The 21782-nt window shown below is 41.1% G+C and carries 22 protein-coding genes and 1 tRNA gene; 5 read left to right on the forward strand and 18 right to left on the reverse strand.

Annotation, left to right across the window (positions count from 1 at the left end):
* Positions 1-155: 155 nt before the first annotated feature.
* From CCC71_RS10230 to tadA, 7 genes are all read right to left on the reverse strand, one after another.
* Positions 156-1724: a nitrite/sulfite reductase gene (locus CCC71_RS10230; RefSeq protein ID WP_021841918.1), complete on the reverse strand. Its 1569-nt coding sequence runs from the start codon at positions 1722-1724 to the stop codon at positions 156-158.
* Positions 1725-1998: 274 nt separating this feature from the next.
* The gene (locus CCC71_RS10235; RefSeq protein WP_021841919.1) at positions 1999-2838 is read right to left on the reverse strand and encodes a hypothetical protein; all 840 of its coding nucleotides are present in this window, start codon (positions 2836-2838) and stop codon (positions 1999-2001) included.
* A 12-nt stretch (positions 2839-2850) separates the two neighbouring features.
* Complete coding sequence (gene floA / locus CCC71_RS10240; protein WP_206512531.1) at positions 2851-3831, reverse strand: flotillin-like protein FloA; 981 nt, start codon at positions 3829-3831, stop codon at positions 2851-2853.
* A gap of 114 nt (positions 3832-3945) precedes the next feature.
* Complete coding sequence (locus tag CCC71_RS10245; RefSeq protein WP_021841921.1) at positions 3946-4416, reverse strand: NfeD family protein; 471 nt, start codon at positions 4414-4416, stop codon at positions 3946-3948.
* Between the two features lie 359 nt (positions 4417-4775).
* Positions 4776-5393: an NUDIX hydrolase N-terminal domain-containing protein gene (locus CCC71_RS10250; RefSeq protein ID WP_021841922.1), complete on the reverse strand. Its 618-nt coding sequence runs from the start codon at positions 5391-5393 to the stop codon at positions 4776-4778.
* A 166-nt stretch (positions 5394-5559) separates the two neighbouring features.
* A tRNA-Ser gene (locus CCC71_RS10255) sits at positions 5560-5648 on the reverse strand.
* Positions 5627-6100, reverse strand: a complete 474-nt coding sequence (tadA, locus tag CCC71_RS10260; protein WP_226974150.1) for a tRNA adenosine(34) deaminase TadA — start codon at positions 6098-6100, stop codon at positions 5627-5629. Before tadA ends, CCC71_RS10255 begins: the two co-directional genes overlap by 22 nt.
* Positions 6101-6535: 435 nt before the next feature.
* On the opposite strand from tadA, the gene CCC71_RS10265 reads away from it, so the two are divergent.
* Both CCC71_RS10265 and CCC71_RS10270 read left to right on the forward strand, forming a co-directional pair.
* The gene (locus tag CCC71_RS10265) at positions 6536-7495 is read left to right on the forward strand and encodes a hypothetical protein (protein ID WP_156704546.1); all 960 of its coding nucleotides are present in this window, start codon (positions 6536-6538) and stop codon (positions 7493-7495) included.
* A 324-nt stretch (positions 7496-7819) separates the two neighbouring features.
* Entirely contained in the window at positions 7820-8926 is a 1107-nt protein-coding gene (locus CCC71_RS10270; RefSeq protein ID WP_296333566.1) for a phosphatase domain-containing putative toxin, read from the forward strand.
* A gap of 128 nt (positions 8927-9054) precedes the next feature.
* Here the strand turns inward: CCC71_RS10270 and CCC71_RS10275 are convergent, their stop codons facing one another.
* Entirely contained in the window at positions 9055-9429 is a 375-nt protein-coding gene (locus CCC71_RS10275; protein WP_021840176.1) for a RidA family protein, read from the reverse strand.
* Positions 9430-9609: 180 nt separating this feature from the next.
* Between CCC71_RS10275 and CCC71_RS10280 the strand changes: the two genes are divergently transcribed.
* The gene (locus CCC71_RS10280) at positions 9610-10218 is read left to right on the forward strand and encodes a methylated-DNA--[protein]-cysteine S-methyltransferase (RefSeq protein WP_021840175.1); all 609 of its coding nucleotides are present in this window, start codon (positions 9610-9612) and stop codon (positions 10216-10218) included.
* Positions 10219-10422: 204 nt separating this feature from the next.
* Here the strand turns inward: CCC71_RS10280 and CCC71_RS10285 are convergent, their stop codons facing one another.
* Both CCC71_RS10285 and CCC71_RS10290 read right to left on the reverse strand, forming a co-directional pair.
* Positions 10423-12501, reverse strand: coding sequence for a hypothetical protein (locus CCC71_RS10285; RefSeq protein WP_226974153.1), 2079 nt, complete (start codon positions 12499-12501; stop codon positions 10423-10425).
* Between the two features lie 121 nt (positions 12502-12622).
* Positions 12623-14101 (reverse strand): nicotinate phosphoribosyltransferase, encoded by a 1479-nt coding sequence (locus CCC71_RS10290; protein ID WP_226974154.1) that lies wholly within the window; start codon positions 14099-14101, stop codon positions 12623-12625.
* A gap of 241 nt (positions 14102-14342) precedes the next feature.
* On the opposite strand from CCC71_RS10290, the gene CCC71_RS10295 reads away from it, so the two are divergent.
* Together CCC71_RS10295 and menA are read left to right on the forward strand one after the other, a co-directional pair.
* Entirely contained in the window at positions 14343-15236 is an 894-nt protein-coding gene (locus CCC71_RS10295; protein ID WP_021840037.1) for a DMT family transporter, read from the forward strand.
* Between the two features lie 6 nt (positions 15237-15242).
* Positions 15243-16139, forward strand: coding sequence for a 1,4-dihydroxy-2-naphthoate octaprenyltransferase (gene menA / locus CCC71_RS10300; protein ID WP_021840036.1), 897 nt, complete (start codon positions 15243-15245; stop codon positions 16137-16139).
* 161 nt (positions 16140-16300) lie between these two features.
* Here menA and CCC71_RS10305 read toward each other — a convergent pair whose 3' ends face one another.
* The 8 genes from CCC71_RS10305 to CCC71_RS10340 all read right to left on the reverse strand — a co-directional run bounded on the left by CCC71_RS10305 (position 16301) and on the right by CCC71_RS10340 (position 21559).
* Positions 16301-16786: a hypothetical protein gene (locus CCC71_RS10305; RefSeq protein ID WP_021840035.1), complete on the reverse strand. Its 486-nt coding sequence runs from the start codon at positions 16784-16786 to the stop codon at positions 16301-16303.
* Between the two features lie 155 nt (positions 16787-16941).
* A complete protein-coding gene (locus tag CCC71_RS10310) occupies positions 16942-17217 on the reverse strand; it encodes a hypothetical protein (protein WP_021840034.1) in 276 nt (91 codons plus the stop codon).
* A gap of 311 nt (positions 17218-17528) precedes the next feature.
* The gene (locus CCC71_RS10315; RefSeq protein ID WP_295253755.1) at positions 17529-17693 is read right to left on the reverse strand and encodes a hypothetical protein; all 165 of its coding nucleotides are present in this window, start codon (positions 17691-17693) and stop codon (positions 17529-17531) included.
* Between the two features lie 212 nt (positions 17694-17905).
* Entirely contained in the window at positions 17906-18397 is a 492-nt protein-coding gene (locus CCC71_RS10320) for a hypothetical protein (RefSeq protein WP_021840032.1), read from the reverse strand.
* 38 nt (positions 18398-18435) lie between these two features.
* Positions 18436-18975, reverse strand: coding sequence for a hypothetical protein (locus tag CCC71_RS10325; RefSeq protein ID WP_156704494.1), 540 nt, complete (start codon positions 18973-18975; stop codon positions 18436-18438).
* 51 nt (positions 18976-19026) lie between these two features.
* Positions 19027-19488, reverse strand: a complete 462-nt coding sequence (locus tag CCC71_RS10330) for a hypothetical protein (protein ID WP_295248112.1) — start codon at positions 19486-19488, stop codon at positions 19027-19029.
* A gap of 35 nt (positions 19489-19523) precedes the next feature.
* Complete coding sequence (locus CCC71_RS10335; RefSeq protein WP_021840029.1) at positions 19524-20438, reverse strand: hypothetical protein; 915 nt, start codon at positions 20436-20438, stop codon at positions 19524-19526.
* A 41-nt stretch (positions 20439-20479) separates the two neighbouring features.
* Positions 20480-21559, reverse strand: coding sequence for an IS30 family transposase (locus tag CCC71_RS10340; RefSeq protein WP_226974713.1), 1080 nt, complete (start codon positions 21557-21559; stop codon positions 20480-20482).
* Between the last annotated feature and the right edge of the window lie 223 nt (positions 21560-21782).

Consider the following 21782-nt stretch of genomic DNA (forward strand, 5'->3'; position numbering starts at 1 on the left):
GTTTTGCTTGCCCGCAGCTTTCCCTCTTAGAGTCAGCCTAAACCAGGCATGCAAAAAGCCCTCTCACCGGTCGTGAGAGGGCTTTCATTATGCAGTTATTCAGGTGTCATTTAAAGCTATAAGCTTCCCTAAAGCCCTAAATAAACTACGCCTTATTAGATATATTTTTTAGCCAACGCTTCGAAATCGGCTTCATGGTCCTGAATCCAAATATCGTAGGCCACGCCGGCATCATTTAAAGTCTGTGCCAATTCAGCAAAGAAAGCCGGTAAATCAGCTGTTGTAATGGCGCCCAAAGGTTCGCCGAACGTTACAACGCCCAATTCATCGCTGCCGCCTTTAAATAAGTTGAAGGCCGGTTGTGGTTTGCCGTCAACTTGTTTTACGAAACCGTGTAAACCTAATGTGCCGATTTGATGAGTACCGCAAGAAGATGGGCAACCGGAAATGTGGATTTTTGGCAATAAGCTGTCATCAATACCTTCCGCTTTTAAGTGAGCCAAAATGTCTTTGTAAGCAGCCTGAGAGTTCTGGAAACCTACCTGACATTTAGAAGCGCCTACGCAGCATACGCTGGCGGAAAAGTTGGAAGTAGAGCTGTCGTCTTTGATTAAATCATATACTTTACGAGCTTCGTCAGCGGTCAAGTTAATGAAGTAAGTACCTTCTTCACCGGTCATACGAGCTTCGGTACCTTCCAAGGAACCGACGTATTGGAATACGTCGCGAGCCACTACCGGCTGCGCATGGCCTCCTACCGGATGATAGTATACATAGTATAAACCGTCTTGAACCTGTTCACCGATTAAACCGTTAGCTTTCGCCAATTCTTCTTGAGTCAATTTACCATTGCCGGTTTTAGTAATCGTAGTATCAGGTAAAGTGTAATCCAAATCTTCTACGCGTTTGGTGAACAACAAGAATTTGTTGAATGTTTCACGGAATTTATCTTCGCCCATTTCAGCAACCATGTAACGAGTACGGTTTTTGCTGCGAGTCTTATAATCCGCATTTTCAATAAACGTACGAACCATGGCTTTGATATAGTATAACATTTCGGACGGATCTACTTTTTCAGCCAATAAAATGCCTTTACGCGGATTGCCGCCGAGACCGCCCGCTGCATATACGGTAAAGGTACCGTCAGCTTGTGCCCAGAAACCTAAGTCTTTAAAAGTTACATGTGTTGCATTTTCAAGACCGTTAGTGAACGCAATTTTAAGTTTACGCGGCATTTTAAAGTCAGGAATTAACGTCAAAATATATTCGCTGGCCACTTGTACATATGGTGTAATGTCAAATGGTTCGCCCGGTGTTACGCCACGCAACGGACTGGCCGCAATATTACGCGGATGGTCACCACCGCCACCACGGGAATAAATACCCTGTGCATGGCATTCTTTGAACATTTCAATAATTTGTGGACCCTGAAGGCTGTGAATCTGAATAGATTGACCGGTTGTGAAATGCAAATGCGGCAAATCATTGCGTGTGAATAAATCAGCTAAGAAGGCAAGTTGCTTTTGCGTAATACGTCCCCCGGGTAAACGCAAACGGAACATGCCCGTATTAGCGCCGCGTTCTGCATAGGTACCGAACGGGCCGGACAAGCCTTTGTAATCGTTAACTGAAATTTCTTTGTTGAAGAATTGTTCGCTTACTTTAGCAAACTTCGGTAAATCTTTGATGAGGCGTGCTTTCACCTCTTCTGTTAAAAATGTCATCTGTATCCCTCTCATTTCTTTATAATGACATACTTATATCAACTTCAAATACAACTATTTCAATCGTAACACGTCCCCCGAACCGCGTCAATATTGAACACGACTCGAGGGCCGAAATATGTCTCTATTTAATTTGATAACGTTAATCAATACGCATACAAATCAAACCAATAATCAGTATAAATCTATTGTAACAAGGGTGTTGTGACAATTGTCACATTTGTAAAATTGTCACATCTGTAACAATCGGCCGCATGGCAATTGTCAGCTTTTATTACCTATGATAGCCTCCCTGTTTAGCTCTAGGCGGTTGTAAAATCATAGACCACATAATCCCCGCTTTTAAGCCCCCCGGCGGCAGGCGATGATTGCCACCGTGAAAAACATGGCGCCCCGTCATAGACGCAGTCGGTTGCCATACATTCGGTGCCGGCACCGTTTTAGCCGGTTGTGCCGATGGTATGGTCGTCCGATTCGGTGAAATCGTAGCCGTCTTTGGCACCTGACGAGTCGATGTTTGACGTGTAGCTACCGTTGTCGTCGTTTGTTGACGCGTCGAATCTCGTCGCGCCGGTTCTACAGTTGGCTCTACGCGCTGTCTGGCCACTACGATAACCGGTTCTTCCCGTCTTACATCGTTCGGCACAGGCACAGATTCCGGTCTCGAAGCTTCTTGCGGCAGTGATGCTTCACGTGGCAACGCCGCTTCTTGAGGACGCGGTGCTTCGTTAGAGATGGTGGTCGGCCGTGGCGTTGGTGGCGCCTTACGTTCCATTTTAATGCCGTAATGGCGTTCCATCTCTTCCCAGGTCATAGCCTCTTCACTACGACCGCGCGTATTGGCATTACCGGTTTGCGTATTGCCGGCAGGCCCCATGCCTCCCGTTGTACGATTACGCTGCCCTTCACTTGGCGGCATAGGATTCGTCGGTTGCTGTGACCGCGGTCCCGGACGGTTCTGCTCACCCGGATTCGACCAATCGTAATCAGTCCTATTTTCTACATTCGTATTGTCTTCATTAGGATTACCATCTTGAGGATTACGCTTCTTTTTACGGGTACTCAAAATAACATTCCCCAATATAATCAATACGACTAATAAACCCAAATCCATAGCTTACCTCCGCTATTTATTGCGCGGATTTGGCTGAGTTGTCAGTTCGGTGGTTTCCCCTTCAGCGATAGTCTCACGCATTTTGGTATCTGCCATAATATTGTTCATATTGTAATAATCCATAACACCCATATGACCATCACGCAATGCTTGCGATAAAGCCTGCGGTACTTCGGCTTGCGCTTCCACAACTTTCGCCTGCATTTCCTGCGTGTAGGCTCTCATTTCCTGTTCTTTCGCAACAGCCATGGCACGACGTTCTTCCGCTTTCGCCTGAGCGATATTCTTATCCGCTTCCGCCTGATCCGTCATGAGCTGAGCCCCGATATTACGTCCTACATCAACGTCGGCAATATCGATGGACAAGATTTCAAACGCAGAACCCGCATCAAGCCCCTTATTCAATACGGTACGGGAAATATGATCCGGATTTTCAAGCACATCCGTATGTTCTTCCGAAGAACCTACAGTCGTTACGATACCTTCGCCGACACGGGCAATAATCGTCGCTTCACCGGCACCGCCGACCAAGCGATCAATATTGGCACGCACCGTTACACGGGCGCGAACTTTAAGTTCGATACCGTTTTTAGCAACGGCGGAAATCGTCGGTGTTTCAATAACTTTAGGGTTAACACTCATTTGAACTGCCTCAAGCACATCACGACCGGCCAAGTCAATGGCGGCAGCACGTTCAAAGGTCAACGGAATAGACGCCCGTTCAGCCGCGATTAAAGCATCAACAACGCGGTCTACATCACCGCCGGCTAAATAATGCGCTTCCAGTTGGTTAACATTAACCGAAAGACCCGCTTTATTGGCTTTTACCAATGGCAAAACAATCTTCGACGGCGATACACGACGTAAGCGCATCCCGATCAAAGTAAAAATACCTACATTTACCCCGGCCGCCAAGGCGGAAATCCACAGTCCTAACGGTACAAAGTGGAAAAACAGGGCTGCGACTATGACGACGGAAACAACAATAAACATAAAACTAAAATTAACTAACGCTTCCATAGAGCCTCCTCTTCACTTATGAAAAAATATATGACAAGTCCGCCATTTACGGACACCAAGAACTTAATGGATTATATTTTGTAACGCTTATTCAGACTCTACTTTTCTAACTACAACACGGCCACCGGTAACGGCAACAACCACTACTTTAGTGCCCGGTTCATAGAATTCTCCGTCCGTTACTACATCAACCGGTGTATCGTCAAAAATAACGCGCCCCGCCGGCCGTAAAACAGACTGGGCAATCCCTTCGCGGCCCAATAAATCGGTTCGCTCATCATTACCGCTATAACCGCGGTCCTTCGTAGACTCCAGCGTTAACGTCAAACGTCTACCTATCCAAGTATGCGGTGCTTTTTTGACTAACCAAATACCGACAATGAGCGCAATAACCGATACAATCGCAACTACAATCGACGCCATAGCACCGGCGCCCAAGTAAAAATAAAGAGCGGCCAACAAGAGAACCATACCGCTCACGCCGAATATACAAGTACCCGGCACAACAGCCTCGATTCCCAGCAATACAATGCCGCCGATGAATAGATACGTTATCATCACGTGCCTCCTTTCTCGAAATATATCTCTTAATTAATAATATTCAATACGTAAAGTATGAACTCCTCTTTTTAAAGATAATTTGTTTGAAAAAACGACTGCAGTAAAACATGAATTTAAAAGCATATTTTATCTGCAGCCGCCACAGCTCTCAATACTTTTATTAATTTTTTCGCATGTACACAAAAGAAAGCCCCCTATCGCCCTGTTCAATTGTCTTTTTTTTGATTATACACCATCAGCGATTATATGCCCCCTTTTTAACTGTCCGTCATAATGCACAAAACCTCTACGCACGATAATAACCGTTCACGTAGAGGTTTTATTTTCACTAATAGCTTTTATTAGCCGGCTCTCGATTATTCAAACATAGCCGGCAAATTAGGATTTTCATAGGCTTCAAAGCACATCAAAACCTGTTCCTTAGAGCACTTTTCAACAGCCATATTATCCGGAATTTCGTCTTTACTGAAAAATCCCGTTGCCGTTGTTTCAATGTTCTCTTCAAAATGACCGCCTTCGAATTCACACATAACGAACACTTTGAAAACACCATAAATTAAATTCGTTACATTGTGCTTGCGCCAATCCTGAATTGCAATGAGGCGTTTAGCTTTTACGTCATAGCCGGATTCTTCTTTCACTTCTTTTTCCGTATTGGAGGCAATCGTTTGATCTACATCACACCAACCGCCCGGGAGTGACCACTTACCGGTGTTTTCACGAACGAGGAGAATCTTGCCATCAACGAACACAGCCGCTCTGGTATCAATCTTCGGCGTCTGGTACCCTTCTTCATTGCAAAAGATATCATATACCTTGCCCACAGGAATATCCGTTTTGACTGCCACCATTTCAGCTGCAATTTGACGAAGCTCTTGGTAGCGCTCCAAATCGTATTTGTCTTTACCGTATTCCAGCCCCGCCTGCGCTATACTCTGGATTCGAATTGCAAAATCAAGCCACTTATCGTTCATGTATATGCCTCCCGATATCTCACTTAAAGAATAAATATGCTTTTGCTATTATTATTCTATACGAAGTATTCTAAAACCTTTTTACAACAAAAAAACTCTGCTCATGGCACATATCCATTCTGCAGAGTTTAATTATTTATATCAATCATTATGTTATCAAAACTAATGGCGGAGAAGGAGGGATTTGAACCCTCGCACCGTTGCCGGTCTGCCGCATTTCGAGTGCGGTCCCTTCAGCCTCTTGGGTACTTCTCCTTGTTTTTACGACGCTCTTTAAAAAAGTCCTTCATTATCTGACTGCATTCGTCAGCCATAACCCCGCTTAAAATCTCAGGCTCGTGATTCAAGCCCGGATGGGTCAGTACATTAAATAAAGACTCTACAGCGCCTCCTTTGTAATCGCTACTGCCATATACAACACGGTCAATCCGGCTGTTAATAATGGCTCCGGCGCACATCGGACACGGTTCTATAGTAACATAAAGCGTGCAACCGGTCAACCGCCAACGGTCAAGTATTTCACAAGCTTCGCGAATGACTAAAATCTCCGCATGAGCCGTTGCATCGTGATCTAATTCACGGCGATTATGATGACGCGAAATAATCTCGCCATCCTGGACAATAACGGCACCGATGGGAATCTCGCCAAGGTCATAGGCTTTTTTTGCTTCTTGTAAAGCTTCCTGCATATATTCTGCATCCGTCATAACCTACCTCCTTAAGCTTAACTCACGACTTATTACCGCGCATAACCATTATTGTAATTTTATCCGATTATGGGGTTCCAACAGGTCACCAAATTTGAACCGTATCTATTGTATCATGGTTTTTAGGTTTATTAAATAAAAACTTCCTACTGTTATACGGAAAAATTTTTCCTTATATATATAAATAACATCTTATATTCTTATTCATTTCCTATACATCCAAATTTCACTGTAATTTCACGAATTTTACATACAAATTTCATAATTCCCCTGTATGCTATACCCATAGCAGAAAACTAAAACTCCAATCCGAGTTTCCAAAATTAGATGAAGACGAAATTGGTAACGTTACTAAAAAGATTTCGTTATTCCATGATTGAGTTACAAAAAGTTCTGCTACACTATCTCTCGTTAATATAGCAAAGGAGTCTTAGTATGAAAAAATCGACTCAGAATTTATTGAGAAAGGTTGCTTTGCTAGGTGTTCTAGGCGGCACCCTTTGGGGTACCTCAATAGCTGCTGAGCCGGCTGCAACACAACAAGCAACCACAACTCACGTAACAACCGCTAGTGCCGGTATAGAGGGCCCTCAAACGGCAACCGTACAAGATGACGGTTCCAATAGCCCTACCATTTATGACAGAATGTTACGCGCCCGTTCCATGGCTCGTAACCAGGTAGAAGCTAATACCGCTATCTTCTTGATGCCGGAAGCTAACTACGGCGCTAATCGCACCAATGCCGGTCAAATGCCAAATGCCTACGACCGCCAATCCCATCGTGGTCAGGAACGCCAGTATCAGCCAAATGGCGACAACAGAATGCAACCGCAAGCTAATGAACAGGGTTCCGAGCAAGGTCAACGCATGGAACGCCACAGCCAACCTCCTATGATGAATGACCAAAATGGTCGTCAAGGTCAGCCGCCTATGGGTCAACCTCCTATGATGCATGACCGGGATGGTCATCAAGGTCAACCTCCTATGGGCCAACCTCCTATGATGAATGACCAAAATGGTCGTCAAGGTCAGCCTCCTATGGGACAACCTCCTATGATGCATGACCGGGATGGTCGTCAAGATCAGCCTCCTATGGGACAACCTCCTATGATGCATGACCGGGATGGTCGTCAAGGTCAGCCTCCTATGGGGCAACCTCCTATGATGGGTGGCCAAGGTGGTCCGCAGGGTATGCCTCCTATGGGACAGCCTCCTATGATGGGCGGTCAAGGTGGTCCGCAGGATATGCCTCCTATGGGACAGCCTCCTATGATGGATGGTCAAAAACATCATGAAGGCCCGCATCATAATGACAAAAAGCATATGAAAAAGTACGACAACAACCGTCAGTACGAACATGCAACCCCGACTTCCTACACGGATGTCAATTTCTAAGAAATATCTCCTTTTTAAGCTTTCTCAAACACACACGTAAAAACCAACACAACTAAATAAACTCTCAACACACAACACACAAACACACAACACACAAACACACAAACACACAACACACAAACACACAACACACAAACACACAACACACAACAAAAAAGCCTGTGGATTCTAGGATTTGCAGGCTTTTTTGCTTTATTCCCTTATCGCCGTATTCTTCAACGCAACATACGCTATTCCTCCCAAATATGTTATACTTAAGAAACCCCATATAAGTTTTCAGGGTATTACAAGCATATTTTCAAATGATATAGAAAGAGTATTCTTATGAGATCAAAATCAAACTCCATTTGGCAACGCGCCGCCATGATGACTATCATCGGCACCACGCTATACGGCACCGCTTTTGCGAGCGAAGCTGTTTTGCCAAAAGAAGCCATCCCGCGCCTGCAATTGCCGACACAGGAAACGCTCTTAGAGAGTAAAAATGAACACCAAAAAACTTCCAAAGCCGTCGCCAAGCAGACTCAAGCGGCGATAAATCCCAATCAGTTATATGCCGATAAACGTTTGATTAACCCTTATACGGCGTATATGTGGCGCGAAGATAACGAAAATACGGCTACTTTACCTCCGGCTTTTCGCACGTCTCGCGACCGTTTTAAAACAGATCCCAATTTACCTACCCGCAAGGGCTTGGATACCTTAAATATCTCCGGCAGTTCTCAGCCATCGGCGGAGCAATTGGCACAAATCGCCAATACCTTGCGCACCAAGACCGACGGTCCGATTTATGTAGTGGACTTACGCCAAGAAACTCACCTTTTTGTAAACGGAATTCCTGTGAGTCACTATGGCAAACGCAACTGGGGCAATGTGGGCAAATCCTATCAAACTATCATCAATGAAGAGCGGGACTACGCCAATAAATTGGTAAATACGGCCCTTCCTATCGCTTTTTTAGATGCGAATAAAAACGCCATTAACGAACAGACGCTTACAGTTACATCAGCCAAAACCGAGGAAACAATAGCCAAAGAATTGGGCTTACGCTATGTGCGCTTTACCGCTACCGATCACACCTGGCCGGATGAAGCCTCCATCGATCGTTTTATTGCTTTTTACAAAACACTACCAAAGAACGCATGGCTCCACTTCCACTGCGAGGCCGGCAAAGGCCGTACCACTGCCTTTATGGCTATGTATGACATTATGAAAAACCCGGATATACCGTTAGCCGATATTTTAGCGCGCCAGCAGTTGATTGGTGGCAATAATGTGGCGGCTACATCCGATAAAGATACTTGGAAGGCTCCCTATTACGAGGAAAAAGCGGTTATGATTAACAAGTTCTATCGCTATGTACAGCAAAATTATCAGACAGGCTTTGAACTCAGTTGGAGCGAATGGTTAAATCCAAAGCCTCAGCCGTAGCAAGGTTATTTTGCCAAAAACTCCGCGCAAAACTTAATACGCGCAGTGCTAACTAACATGGACATAAAAAAACTCCGATACACGCATCACCGCATGTACCGGAGTTTTTTGTTAAGGGTTAAAGTAGATTATTCAGCCACAGCAATTACTTCAACTTCTACGGAGAAGTTAGCCGGTAGTTCTTTAACGGCAACGCAGCTGCGAGCTGGTTTGCTAGTGAAATATTCAGCATAAATAGCGTTAAATTTAGCAAAATCGTTAATATCAGCCAAGAAGCATGTCGTTTTAACGACTTTGGAGAAATCAGTGCCTGCTTCTTTCAAAATAGCTTCGATATTTTTCATAGCTTGTAAAGTTTCAGCTTCAACGCCGCCTTCAACCAATTTACCGGTTTCAGGATTGATACCACCTTGACCGGAAATGAATACGAGACCGTTGGCTTTAATAGCTTGAGAGTAAGGGCCCAAAGCTTTAGGGGCGTTTTCAGTAAATACAGGTTTCATAAAAAACTCCTTTCATGGACAATTACACGCGTAAACTTGTATAATTTGCTTATAGACTCATTATAAATTAAGTTTACGACGATGTACAATATCAAATGGACAAAATAACCTGAAATGTTTACCTCAAAATGTCATAGACTCATTTTGTAAATATTTAAGCACCTAAGGAGGCATCTGACTATGACCACAAAACGCTCCCCTGAATCTAAGGTAACACCGAACACAACAACGAACACAACGCCGGACACAATCTATAGTTACACAACAACCTTCCCCGACATAGGCGTCATTACCCTGTACAGTGATGGTGATAACCTAATTGGCCTCAGTATGCCGAGCCAGCAGTACCGATTGGAGCCAACTGAAAAGGAAATCACCGATAAAGAATTACCGATTTTTAAAACTACGGAAAAATGGCTCACCAAGTACTTCGCCGGCAAAGAGCCTAAAAAATTCCCACCGATTCGCTTCATCGGCACTCCGTTCCGCCAAAAAGTTTGGCAAGCCTTATTAGAAATCCCACACGGCGAGCTCGTCACCTATGGAGACTTAGCTAAAAAGCTCTATCCTAACGATGCCAATACGGGCATCCGCGCTCGCGCCATAGGCGGTGCTGTCGGTCACAATCCGATTCCTATTATCGTACCTTGTCATCGTGTTGTAGGTGCCAACAATAACCTCACCGGCTATACCGGCGGTTTAGACGTCAAAATCAAACTCCACACCTTAGAAGGTGTGGACATGGAGCCCCTAAAGTGGCCGAAACGAACAACGAAAAATACATTTTAATGCTTGGCCCCTTAATGCTTAACCCCTACATATCCAGTTTCCTACACAGCTAATTTCCTACACAGCCGGTCCGGAAACTAACGGCCCAATATGACAAGCTAATAGTATTATATGCAAAGAACCTGATCAATAAATAATCAGGTTCTTTGTACTTTTATATAGTTTTCTCCGAATTCATAAAGGTTTACAACAGTTTACAATCGTCTATAACTCTTGAATGAACTGCACGAAGCGTGGTGCAAATTCATCTCGTTCCAGATCGGACGTAAGCATTACATACGCTACCGGATTCGGCTGCGTCAATACAACGGCGCCCTGTAAATAATACGGCAATTCAAAGCCGTTCGCATTCACAAATACACGAGCCGATGCCATGTAGGCCGGATGCGTATAATGTGGTAATAACGCCCAAGGTGTCTGGTCTTTAATCGTTACCGACGTATAGGCATAATCGGATATACCGCTGAAAATAGTAGCGCCCAAGACGTTGTTCTCTAAGCGACCGTCACCTTGCATCCAATAAGAGTTAAGGACCGGCAACTGCAAATCGATAAGGTCTTTTTGAAGCATCGTCGAGTAACCCTTCGTCGTTTGCGGCGTCAAGACTAAGCCAAATACAGTGGCCGTCTTGCGACCTTCACTATCCTTCATTTGCCATTGGTACACATCAGTCTTTTCACCGAGGCGATAATCTTCAAAATACTGCAAGCGTTCTTTTTGCATTTCATAACGCTTAATACTATCTAAGCGTTCATCGCCAACCAACAATTTATCAGTCACCCAATCGCGAAGTTCCGGACCTCTGGCAATCGATTCTTTCGTATCTTTTTCAAGGAATTTCCATAAGGTCGGTACAATCACCGTATCAGATAGCTTTTTAACCGTTAGGTCACGCGGTACCACGATATTTCCGTCATGACCTAAAGCTCTCATGTGTGTTGTCGAGGTTTTAGCCGGAATAGCGGCATTTTTCGTATCAGCATCAAACGCTCTGACTTGAGGTTCAAGCCCATACATGCGTTGCCACTGCTTTTGCCAATAATTAAAGTCCCCGTCATTCGTGGTTAATACTGTTATAACCGGACCCTCTTTGTCAAAACGAACTAAATTCAAACCACCGAGCGGAATTTCATAGCTGTCAAAGGTAAAAACTTCACGAGCCTGAGAGTATAGGACCGGCCCAAAGATGGAGTTCAACTGTTCCATTTGGTCTAAATAATCCGCTTTAATGTCCGACGTAGCAAAGATTTTTTTCAAACCGTCGCGAAGGCTGCGATTAAGCTCCAATTTTTCTTTGGCACGCTCATTCGTCTCAGCTTGTGTTTTCAATTCACCGGCCGCCTTATCTAGATCAGCCACTAAGGCTTTCACCAAATTGTTCTTATGTTTGTCAACAAACTGATTGAATGACGCTGCATCCCGCATCACAGGTACAGCCTCGGTGCCTTTAACCATAGCCGCGTAGAACGCGTTCGCATCATATTCAGCCGGATACGGCGCAAGCATAGCTTCTTGCTGCTTCGTCAGTTCATCGCCCAAATCACGAACCACCTGCCACGTATGACCTAATTGATCTTTCGAATCACCCGTATTAGATACTTGCGACATATAGGCCGCTGCAATGGCCGCCGTTTTGGCAAACTTCATAGAATCACGCTCTTGTACACCGTCTCTGCTGTTTATAACGGATTTTTTAGCATTGGCTACTGATTTATCCGCCGCATCCCACAAAGCGTTACTGATTTCAAGATTAGCTCGTTCGCCTTTGATATAATCAGGTCCCAGCGCCAAATCCACTACATATGCCGTATGAACTCCTTCCGCATCTTCCCCGCGCAATTGATATAAGTTCCAGTCGCGATAAATCGTGCCGTTAAAATCCTTCAACTCTTTTATGTTGAGTTCTTTCTTGCTAGCCATGTCACGAATATCTTTAACATATTCCGCATTCAATTCTTTGGCGGAAATAAATTTTGTACCGTCAACCATCCCCATTGGCGTCATCATCCGTTTTAAGTCAAACACGGTAACGCCCGCCGGTAAGTTCACCGTTTTATTGTCTACGGTAGTCATCACCGTGCTTACGAGCTGGGGCTTAATGGCTATAGTATCAGGTGATACTTTTGTTTCAATCGCGTCACTGCTTGCTACGATACCATAACCCAAGCTAATCGGCGCCAACGTACTACTTGTTGCTTCCGCTGCCGAAACGCCCGAAATCGCCGGTGTGGCCAGCCCCAATAACGCAGCCAATACCAATCCTTTCAGATACTTGTGTTTCATCTGATTCACTCCTTTATATCTACTTACTATTCCCTTAGACTTTACGATTCCCTTAGTCTTTTCCTGAGAATATGACCGCTTCTTTATACCTAGCAAACATAGCGTGCTACTGTATACAGTCTTATTCTTCCGTAAATCCCGTATTGTTGTGCTTTACTTTTTCAAGCAACAATTGTTGTTTCAATTCGTGTAATTTTTGACTGATATTCACCTTAACAATTGGCGGGCGATTCAAGCGGAAATATTCAGGCCAGAGCAATTTAATTTGCTCATTTGCATAACTTACGATTTCAGGCAAGCTTGGTACATTATAGACTAATTCGCCGTTTTCAAAAATCGGCACCAACAGTTCCACTACGTCGAAGCTGTCAGCCGCTAAATGGGTCCGTTTCCATGGATACATGGCATTTTGGAAGGTATATGGTTTGGTCGTATCGATTGTTTCATCGAGGAGGCAAACCAGATCGCCGATTAACTTGCGATTGCGACGGTTAATGAGGCGCAATACTTTTTTACGGCCCGGATTCGTTACTTTTTCTACATTATCCGAAAACTTCATGGTTGGTACAAAGGAGCCATCGGTTTTCCATTGACCGGCCAATTTATACACGCCGCCCAACGCGGATGTGCCGTCGGCGGTAATTAGTTTGGTACCTACGCCCCAAGCGGAAATGGCACTGCCTTGGCTTTTCAAGTCGGCGATGGTGTATTCATCCAAATCATTGGATGCAAAAATCGTAGCATCCGGGAAACCTGCTTCCGCCATCATTTGATGAGCTTCCTGTGATAAGTACGCCAAGTCGCCGCTGTCGAGACGAATACCGTACCCCTTAGGCATGGTGCCACCGCGGCGTTCTTTCACTTCTTTGAAAACTTGAATGGCATTTGGCACACCTTGTTTCAATGTGTCATAGGTATCTACGAGGAGTACCAACATATCTTCGTATTGTTCCGCATAAGAACGAAAGGCCGTGAGTTCATCAGGGAAACTCATGATCCAGCTGTGCGCCATGGTGCCTACCGGTTTAATACCGTATTGTGATGCGGAGTACACATTACTGGTGCCGTTAAACCCACCGATAATGGAAGCTCTGGCACCATAAACGGCGGCATTGGTCCCCTGGGCCCGACGCATACCGAATTCGGCGAGGCTGTCGTTACCGGCCACACTACGGATACGACGCGCTTTGGTAGCTATCAGTGATTCATGATTGAGATACATGGATAAAGACGTTTCAATGAGCATCGCTTCGTCTTTAGGTGCTTCAATACGAAGCAACAATTCCCCCGGGAAGGCAACAGTCCCTTCCGGTGCCGCATACACACTGCCGGTGAAGCGGAAATCTTTTAAATAGTCGAGAAAATCTTCTTCAAATAAACCGGTTTCACGTAAATAGGCAATATCATCTTCGTTGAAGGACAGATTTTTTAAATAATCGATAACGTGCTCTAAGCCGGCCACTACCGTATACGCACCATCAAAAGGGTTTTTACGATAAAAACGGTCGAAAACGCAAGGAGTACGATGCAGACCTTCCTTAAATAACCCTTGCATCATGGTAAATTGATACAAATCCGTTAATAAAGCTTTACTAATCACAGTACATTCCTCATCTCTTCTAATAAATATATTAATTGTGTTGACATAAACTATTAACCCGATATACTAGAGGTAATAGAGTATTTATGGGAAGTGTAAAACTTCCGTAAATACCACACTTCTTGAGACAAAAGTTAATAAACCTTTGGGGGTAACAATTTACAACTAAGTTTATTTTAGTTACAATTGTTAAGGGTTATCTTTATATAATTCTACATTTATAGAAAGGAATCCTCTTTTTATGTTACAAGCTCGCTTATGTTTATTACTCACTGCGTTTGTTTGGGGCTCCACCTTTGTAGCCCAACGTCTTGCGTCTGATGTAATCGGTCCCAATGCGTACAATGCGATACGCTTTTTGTTGGGAGTATTAACCGTAAGTCCGTTTTATTTTTGGATAAAAACGGGAGCACCTTTGAAAAAGCCGCACTGTTCCATCATCTGGCCCTCCCTGGCCCTTGGCTTTATGTTATTTTTAGGTGCCAGTTTGCAACAATATGCCATCGCCTATACGACGGCGTCAAAAGCCGCGTTTTTAACAGCCTTATATGTGGTCCTCGTACCACTGCTTGGTCTCTTTGTAGGTGAACGACTCAGCTTAACCGCCTTAGGCGGCGTTATTTGTGCCATCATCGGAGCCGGCTTGTTAAGCTTAAAGGACAGTTTCATTCCTTCTTACGGCGACGGAATCATCCTGATTTCCACGTTGTTCTGGGCCATTCACATTTTGCTGTTAAATACGGTATCCAAACAATATAATCCGTTCTTACTGTCCATGGGTCAGTTTTTCGGCTGTGCCTTGTTCTCAGCCATAGCCTCCCTATTTTTGGAAACCACAACTTTTCAAAATATAGCCGACTCTTGGCTTTTCATCGTTTGGGGCGGCGTTTTATCGGCCGGTATCGGTTTTACAGGGCAGCTTTTAGGGCAACGCAAATTGCCGCCGACGGAAGCATCCCTTATTCTGAGCCTCGAAATCGTATTTACCGGTATTTTAGGCTATTTAATTTTGGATGAACGGCTTGATTATCAGGAAATCTGGGGGCTCATAGCCATGTGTTTCGGCGTTTTGCTGGCGCAACTACCATCCCCACCACAATTATCTATAGGACCGTTTTTCGGTCGAAAGGACTAATTTTGTATGACTGCTTCACAACTTTATCGCTTAGCCCGGCCCCGCACGCTAACAGCTGCCTTCAGCCCGGTTATTCTCGGAGCCTCCTATGCGGCGACGCTGCACACAGCGGTTCAGAGCCTTTGGCTAAGCCTGTTTTACACCTTATTAATTCTAATCTGCGTCATGAGTTCGCAGATTGCCGCCAATATTTGGAACGAATATTTCGACTTTAAATCCGGTCTCGACTTAAACCAAGCGGCCGGCAACAGCGGCACCATCGTCCGTGAAGGAATTTCGCCACAGCAGGTAAAAAAACTGGGCTATATCTTTTCCCTCACGCCGCTCGTGCTCGGCATTTTCTTGGCATCGCAAGTATCTTGGTGGTTATTGCCGGCCGGCGCCGTTTGTATTCTGATCAGCTTATTCTACTCGGGCGGTCCAAAACCGATTTCGCGCACACCGTTCGGCGAACTCGCCTCAGGTGTGGCCATGGGTTTTGCCATTGTCTATATTACGGCCTACACCTGGACGGGCACGCTCTACTGGGACTTCTTAATCCCGGCCATTCCGTCTACCATCCTCATCGGCAATATCATGATGACCAATAATCTGCGCGATTTCAGCAATGATAAAGCCCACGGACGTCGTACTTTGGTTATCCTTTTAGGTAAAGACGAAGGAATCCGCTTATTGCGAACCTTATTTATCGTCTGCGTCCTTTGGTTATTCTTATGGGTATTTTTAGGGCATTTGCCATCAGCATCCTTGCTCGGTATCATAGCTCTCTTCCCGGCTTTTAAAAGCGCTGCTATCTTGCAACGCTATGCGGACGTGGTAAAAATGAACGAAGCTATGAAATTTACGTCCATCAGTGTGACACTCTATCATCTGTTGGTAAGCGTTGGACTGTGGATTGGGTGAAGTAAAAACCGAGACTTATAGGACAAAAACAACCTTAATATTTATAACGGATAAAACAGACTCCCTTTTAGGCAGACACAGGAAATAAAACTTGTGCTACTTAAAAGGGAGTTTTTTGACTCTATATTATTCAATGCAGTCTTACAATTAACTATTGTTTTCTAAAAATCAAATCCTTCTTTCCATGGTACTCCATATTTTTTTAATACATCTTCATAGTTTTTTCCCTTCCATATAGGGCGCTCCATGAAATACGAGTTTTCTCTATCTGAAAATGTATGTTTAATACAAAATTCCTTTATCCCCTGCAAGTCCTTCTCACACAACATACCTTTTATAATTATACTTTCTTCATCCCATCCATTATCACTAATATACTGATAAAAAGACTTACATATATTTATATTAACTCGATATTTCATAGCATGTCTGTATATCTCTAATGGTAAAATATATGGATATTCCGCTAATAAAATTGAAGTTGAAAAAACTTTTTCAGCCAAATTTGTTAAATGACTATCAAAATCTACTTTTTCTAAAGCCTCCAAAATACTCTCCAACTCTTCTTCATTTGCAATAGTTATATTTTTCGTTAAACCATCCATATACTCTTCAATCTTTTTATAATAGTCTTTATATATTTTCATTTTTGTATATTCCCAGAATATTTATTTCTATCTTCTAATATATTCTTCTAAAATAAACATATTTCAAATATTAACACAATTATATTGGTACGGATTAAGCCAATCTGTTATTTATTGTTTTTCAACTGGTCGTATCTGGTTATTGTATACTGATTTTATAATTTATAATATCGTTTTATCCAGCTACTACCTATTCTTCCAATAAAAATACAAACTACCAATCCTAAAATAGCTTCTATCATGTAAAATTCACTAGGTAAATAAAGAAATGCTATGCCTTGATTTATAGTCCATAACCCGCCTAAACTTTTTAAATAATAATACTCTCCTATAGTAATAACTCTACACATCTTAAATATTATTTTAAAATACAAACTAGGCTCTTCTACTAAACTATTTCCTCGATATTTTTCTAATTCATAATCAACCACCCACCCATTATGCCTCATGCTCCAAGTAGATAATTCACAAACAATAATAGCAAAAGAACTATTAAGAAATATATCTAGATGGTATGGAGCTGGCATTCTAAAAACATACCCTAACAGAAAAAAACAATTACGAAAATTAATAATAGTTTTATTCCAAAATACGAGTTTATGTTAATGTACCCCAATAAAATTCACCTCGCTAATAATAGTATAGTATTACTAAATTGCAATATGAAATTTCAATTCTTTATAGCTGATGCCAAGAATGCTTCCAAATAGTTCTGACATGGCCCATATGTATCATCATTATATTAATCTAACGCACCATACAATGCGTGAATGCGGGCTTGAGTCATTGGCATATCCTTTGCATTATACAATGCTCTTGCATAATTAACTTGATCCGCATGGCTAAGCCAATTATATGTGATTACATTTAACGCCGTTGCTGCCCCGAATGTTTGTCCGGTCACCACATTGCCCACAACCAAGGTAGCTAATTTATGGAGTTCTTTGTTCTTTATTTTTTCCTAATACGGGTTGTAAGGATTCATTTATTCCCACTGCTACTGCACCGTACCGAATACCTTCATTGATGGTAGACATGACTTGACCTCCTACACTAACCGTATATTCGAAATATGACATTATAATTTTTATATATCCATTATCTTTTACTGTTAGTTAGCTATAAATTCAATGTTGTCAATATATTGTTATAATAAATAGATATCATCCATTTTCCTGTATAGCTGTTATCTCGCTTATATATTGGGCCTACATTAATTATATAAAGGTCATTATAAACATTAATGCCACCGGATTCGCTTATCGAATCAATTGTATAATTTTTACTCAAAAAGTATTGCCTCAGTTCATCTGAAAATTCCTCTTTATTTTTATCCGCTTTTATCACTACATAAACACCTTTTTGAGCAAATAGTCCCCCTTCAATAGTTGGTGAAGTTACACTATAATTTTGAACTATTTCCATACTTTTTAAAACGCTAACCAGATTTTGAGCTCTTGAATCTATATACGCTGAACAAAAGAGTTGAAAGAGCAAACTGGAAACTATAACTATAGCTAAAATAGCTCCATAAATGACAAAAATATTTTCCTTCACATATCTAAAAAAAGCTATTATTCTCTCTTTTTTTATACCTTTACTCAATTGCATTATTTCTCCCTAATAAATAATGTATATCCAACACGTTCTTAAAACCTAAGTCTTTGAAAAATAGTATTAAAGCCTACTGTAACTAACCAATGATTATGAGCTAAAGGTTTCTGTCTCATCGGCCCAAATAAATCAATCTCATATCTTTCATTTCTAAATTTTAGATTATTCTTATGTAAAGAAACCGGCTCCCACCCATGATGGAGAAAATACTCTATTATTTTGGCCCTGCTTTCCATGGCATCATTAATATCCCCTCCCATATCAATATTAGCCGTTACCTCTTTTGCAATGACAATATTACCTGTTCCTACTCTTAGGTTCAAAACCCTGTTATCAAAAACCTCTAAACTATAAATGACCTTACTTAACTCACCATATTGTCTTTCTATTTCTTCCGGGAAAGTCCAATTATATATTCTTCCGCCTATTGCCACTAACAAAAAAATCCCTAAAAAAATATTTCTTACAATAGGACTATACTTATTCCAGTACAATGCACAAAGCTTTTTATTCTTTTGCCACATATTCTCCCCAATACCTTTAAAAATACAGTTTTTTCCTACTAAAATACACATTCAGAAAAGACATGGGTTTCTTCCGTTTTTGTTTTTCAATTAATTATCAAACTACAACCATATATAAAACCATTTTTTTAACCTTGCAAATCCTATAACAAAAAAAACAATGACAATAAAGCCTCTAATAAAATCAGCAAATCCCGCTAAGAAAAAGTAAATGCACCCGCCTAAATAAAATACAGCCCAAATCCTCATAAACATACGCCTTAATGGATTCTTTTTAACATATTCTAATGTGGATTCATTTTCATCACAAACAAGTCGCTTTAACATATTCGTTTTTGTAATTCCTTGATTATGCCATAATTTAAAGATATCAAAAACTTCTTTTTTTACTAAAATAATATGATATATCGTAACTCCATAAAATACTAACAACCCCAGAAAAGCAATCCTATCTATATCATGATTCAAATAAAAATATTCGTAAAAAAGAAAATAATTATAGATTATTGTCAATATTAAGAACCCTATAGTGATTTTTATTTTATTCAAATAATTTGGCCCCAAATTATTACTCCTTTTCAAATTGAATCTAAAATAATTTAATATCCAATATGTATTAACTGAGATATTGCCTCTAAATTCACTTCGCCACTATATCCTGTAATCAGCTCATTCTTATGCGAAAAGAACCCTAATAATTGACTTGGTAATTCATAAAAATGATTCGTTAGTGAATCATACATATAATAATGATAATACTTATATTCTACTCCATCTTTTATAGATTCAAACCATAATGCCCAATCTATAAATGGCTCTTCACCACTATCAGGTATAAATCTTACAATTTTAAATCTACCCAAATCACCTTCAAATTTTAAATCACCATAACTAGGTTTAACAACAGTATAATTATGATTTCCTGATAAAGTCATATTCTCAATTTTATCATTCAAGCTTAAAATAAAACTATCTTTATTGCTCCCCCAACTTTGCAAACTACTATATCTAGGTACCAAAAATAACTTCTTATTTGCCTTCGACATTACTACAGAAATATAATTTATATCATTTTTATAAATAACATTTCCACTAATGCTGATAGAAGGTATCCCATTTATATCTGATAAAATCCTTTCGATTTCTAAAGTTTGCTTATCTACTTTATATAAATAATGGTCTATATAAATATAATATGATAAATTAGTAATCCATAATTTAGGATATATGCTATATACAAATTGTTTATCCATACTTTCAATCTTTATAGCTTTATAATCTGATTTGGATTTAATGCATAGTATTAAATCCAATGACCGATTCACATAAATTATAATAAGCTTATTTTTATCAATCTTACTATCTACCGCAAAATTATATATTTCATCTTGCTTAATAAAATTTCTAAGGTCTAGACTGACATTATCGTAATCATTATAAGGAGCAATAAATGTATAATGATATCCATCCTTTATTACAATAATATCTTTCTTAGTCCACTCAAAATTTGACATCTCTTTTATATAATAACGTGTAACACTAAAAAAAAATATTGCTAAATTGCAATATCAAATTGAACACTTTGTAAATCCACTAACTTCTTAACTTCTTCAACAAAGGCTTCTTGCGGCGTACGGTAATTTAGGATCTTACGAGGTAAGGAATTACACCAGTCGGTTGCCCGGCGAAGTGTTGTTTCGGATACGTCACGAATTGGTGTTCCTTTAGGAATAATGCGGCGTAATAAACCATTATGTCGTTCATTAGAGCCACGTTCCCATGCGGCATATGGATGAGCAAAAAAGATCTGTAAATTCTCTGTTTCAAGTTCAGTAATAGACGCAAATTCAAGGCCATTATCAGCTGTAATTGTCTTGCAGAGTTGCTGTAATGAAATATCGGTACTAAAGCCTAATAGCCAGTTGTGTAGCGTGTTTTTTATGTCAACTGCTTTAGCGGAAGGTGACCGTAACGTTACATAAATTCGTGTTTTACGTTCTAATAGAGAGATAATTACTTCATCATGCTTATCTTTAATGCCTCGAACGGTATCGAGTTCCCAATTTCCAAATTCCTCGCGAGTCAAAACAGATTCATCACGTAGTTCAATAGACTTACCTAGATTTTTCTTGTGCTTACGCGTAATAGCTTTACGCATTGAACGGCGTAGCACTAGCGGTAAATCCATTGGTTTAACGCGGAGAAGGTCTTCATGAAGGTAGTTATATAAAGTTTTAGTAGACACCATTTCATTACGTACAAACAAGCACTTACGCAATGCATAGCCTACGGCAGCATCAAATGACCATTTATGCTCCAATACCTGGTCTTCAACCCAAGTAAGAAAAGGTGTAATCATACCGGCTTTTCGAGTATTAAACGAGCCTTTACGAGAGGTTTCATACTTTGCCTGTCCATGATCGGCTAGATACACCATGACCCGTTTACCAGCCTTTATTTGTTCAACAGTACCTCGTTGAATTTCAGCATGAATGGTTGTACGAGAACGGCCTAAAGCTTTAGCAATCGACAGTTTTGAAGCACCCGCTTGCAATTGTTTTTCAATATGAAAGCGTTCTGCGTAAGATAAGTGTTTGTTTGTACGTAATGATGTGTTATGATTAATAGAGTCCATAGTGATATCGATACCTCGTGTATAAGATTTTAGATTAGAGACCTTAATCATAACACAAATCGATATTCACTATGGTTTTTTTTATGTGTTCAATTTCATTGTACAATTAACCAAAAAAAAATATTATTAAAACACTTATACAAAAAAAGACTAAATATTTATTATTCTTCAGTTTTGTATATCCACGATACCAATCCATATCCTTACTATCCTCTAATTCAAT

The sequence above is a fragment of the Veillonella sp. LMAG:90 genome, from assembly GCF_008679445.1.
Taxonomy (GTDB): Bacteria; Bacillota; Negativicutes; order Veillonellales; family Veillonellaceae; genus Veillonella_A.

What these genes read in the sequence shown, in the direction of transcription:
- CCC71_RS10245 (WP_021841921.1), bottom strand. Translation starts at nt 4,416, where the DNA reads ATGATAACGTATCTATTCATCGGCGGCATTGTATTGCTGGGAATCGAG.
- CCC71_RS10280 (WP_021840175.1), top strand. Translation starts at nt 9,610, where the DNA reads ATGACCACAAAACGCTCCCCTGAATCTAAGGTAACACCGAACACAACA.
- CCC71_RS10285 (WP_226974153.1), bottom strand. Translation starts at nt 12,501, where the DNA reads ATGAAACACAAGTATCTGAAAGGATTGGTATTGGCTGCGTTATTGGGG.
- CCC71_RS10275 (WP_021840176.1), bottom strand. Translation starts at nt 9,429, where the DNA reads ATGAAACCTGTATTTACTGAAAACGCCCCTAAAGCTTTGGGCCCTTAC.
- CCC71_RS10235 (WP_021841919.1), bottom strand. Translation starts at nt 2,838, where the DNA reads ATGGATTTGGGTTTATTAGTCGTATTGATTATATTGGGGAATGTTATT.
- menA (WP_021840036.1), top strand. Translation starts at nt 15,243, where the DNA reads ATGACTGCTTCACAACTTTATCGCTTAGCCCGGCCCCGCACGCTAACA.
- CCC71_RS10305 (WP_021840035.1), bottom strand. Translation starts at nt 16,786, where the DNA reads ATGAAAATATATAAAGACTATTATAAAAAGATTGAAGAGTATATGGAT.
- CCC71_RS10340 (WP_226974713.1), bottom strand. Translation starts at nt 21,559, where the DNA reads ATGGACTCTATTAATCATAACACATCATTACGTACAAACAAACACTTA.
- tadA (WP_226974150.1), bottom strand. Translation starts at nt 6,100, where the DNA reads ATGACGGATGCAGAATATATGCAGGAAGCTTTACAAGAAGCAAAAAAA.
- CCC71_RS10335 (WP_021840029.1), bottom strand. Translation starts at nt 20,438, where the DNA reads ATGTCAAATTTTGAGTGGACTAAGAAAGATATTATTGTAATAAAGGAT.
- CCC71_RS10265 (WP_156704546.1), top strand. Translation starts at nt 6,536, where the DNA reads ATGAAAAAATCGACTCAGAATTTATTGAGAAAGGTTGCTTTGCTAGGT.
- CCC71_RS10320 (WP_021840032.1), bottom strand. Translation starts at nt 18,397, where the DNA reads ATGCAATTGAGTAAAGGTATAAAAAAAGAGAGAATAATAGCTTTTTTT.
- CCC71_RS10325 (WP_156704494.1), bottom strand. Translation starts at nt 18,975, where the DNA reads ATGTGTATTTTAGTAGGAAAAAACTGTATTTTTAAAGGTATTGGGGAG.
- CCC71_RS10270 (WP_296333566.1), top strand. Translation starts at nt 7,820, where the DNA reads ATGAGATCAAAATCAAACTCCATTTGGCAACGCGCCGCCATGATGACT.
- CCC71_RS10230 (WP_021841918.1), bottom strand. Translation starts at nt 1,724, where the DNA reads ATGACATTTTTAACAGAAGAGGTGAAAGCACGCCTCATCAAAGATTTA.
- floA (WP_206512531.1), bottom strand. Translation starts at nt 3,831, where the DNA reads ATGTTTATTGTTGTTTCCGTCGTCATAGTCGCAGCCCTGTTTTTCCAC.
- CCC71_RS10295 (WP_021840037.1), top strand. Translation starts at nt 14,343, where the DNA reads ATGTTACAAGCTCGCTTATGTTTATTACTCACTGCGTTTGTTTGGGGC.
- CCC71_RS10250 (WP_021841922.1), bottom strand. Translation starts at nt 5,393, where the DNA reads ATGAACGATAAGTGGCTTGATTTTGCAATTCGAATCCAGAGTATAGCG.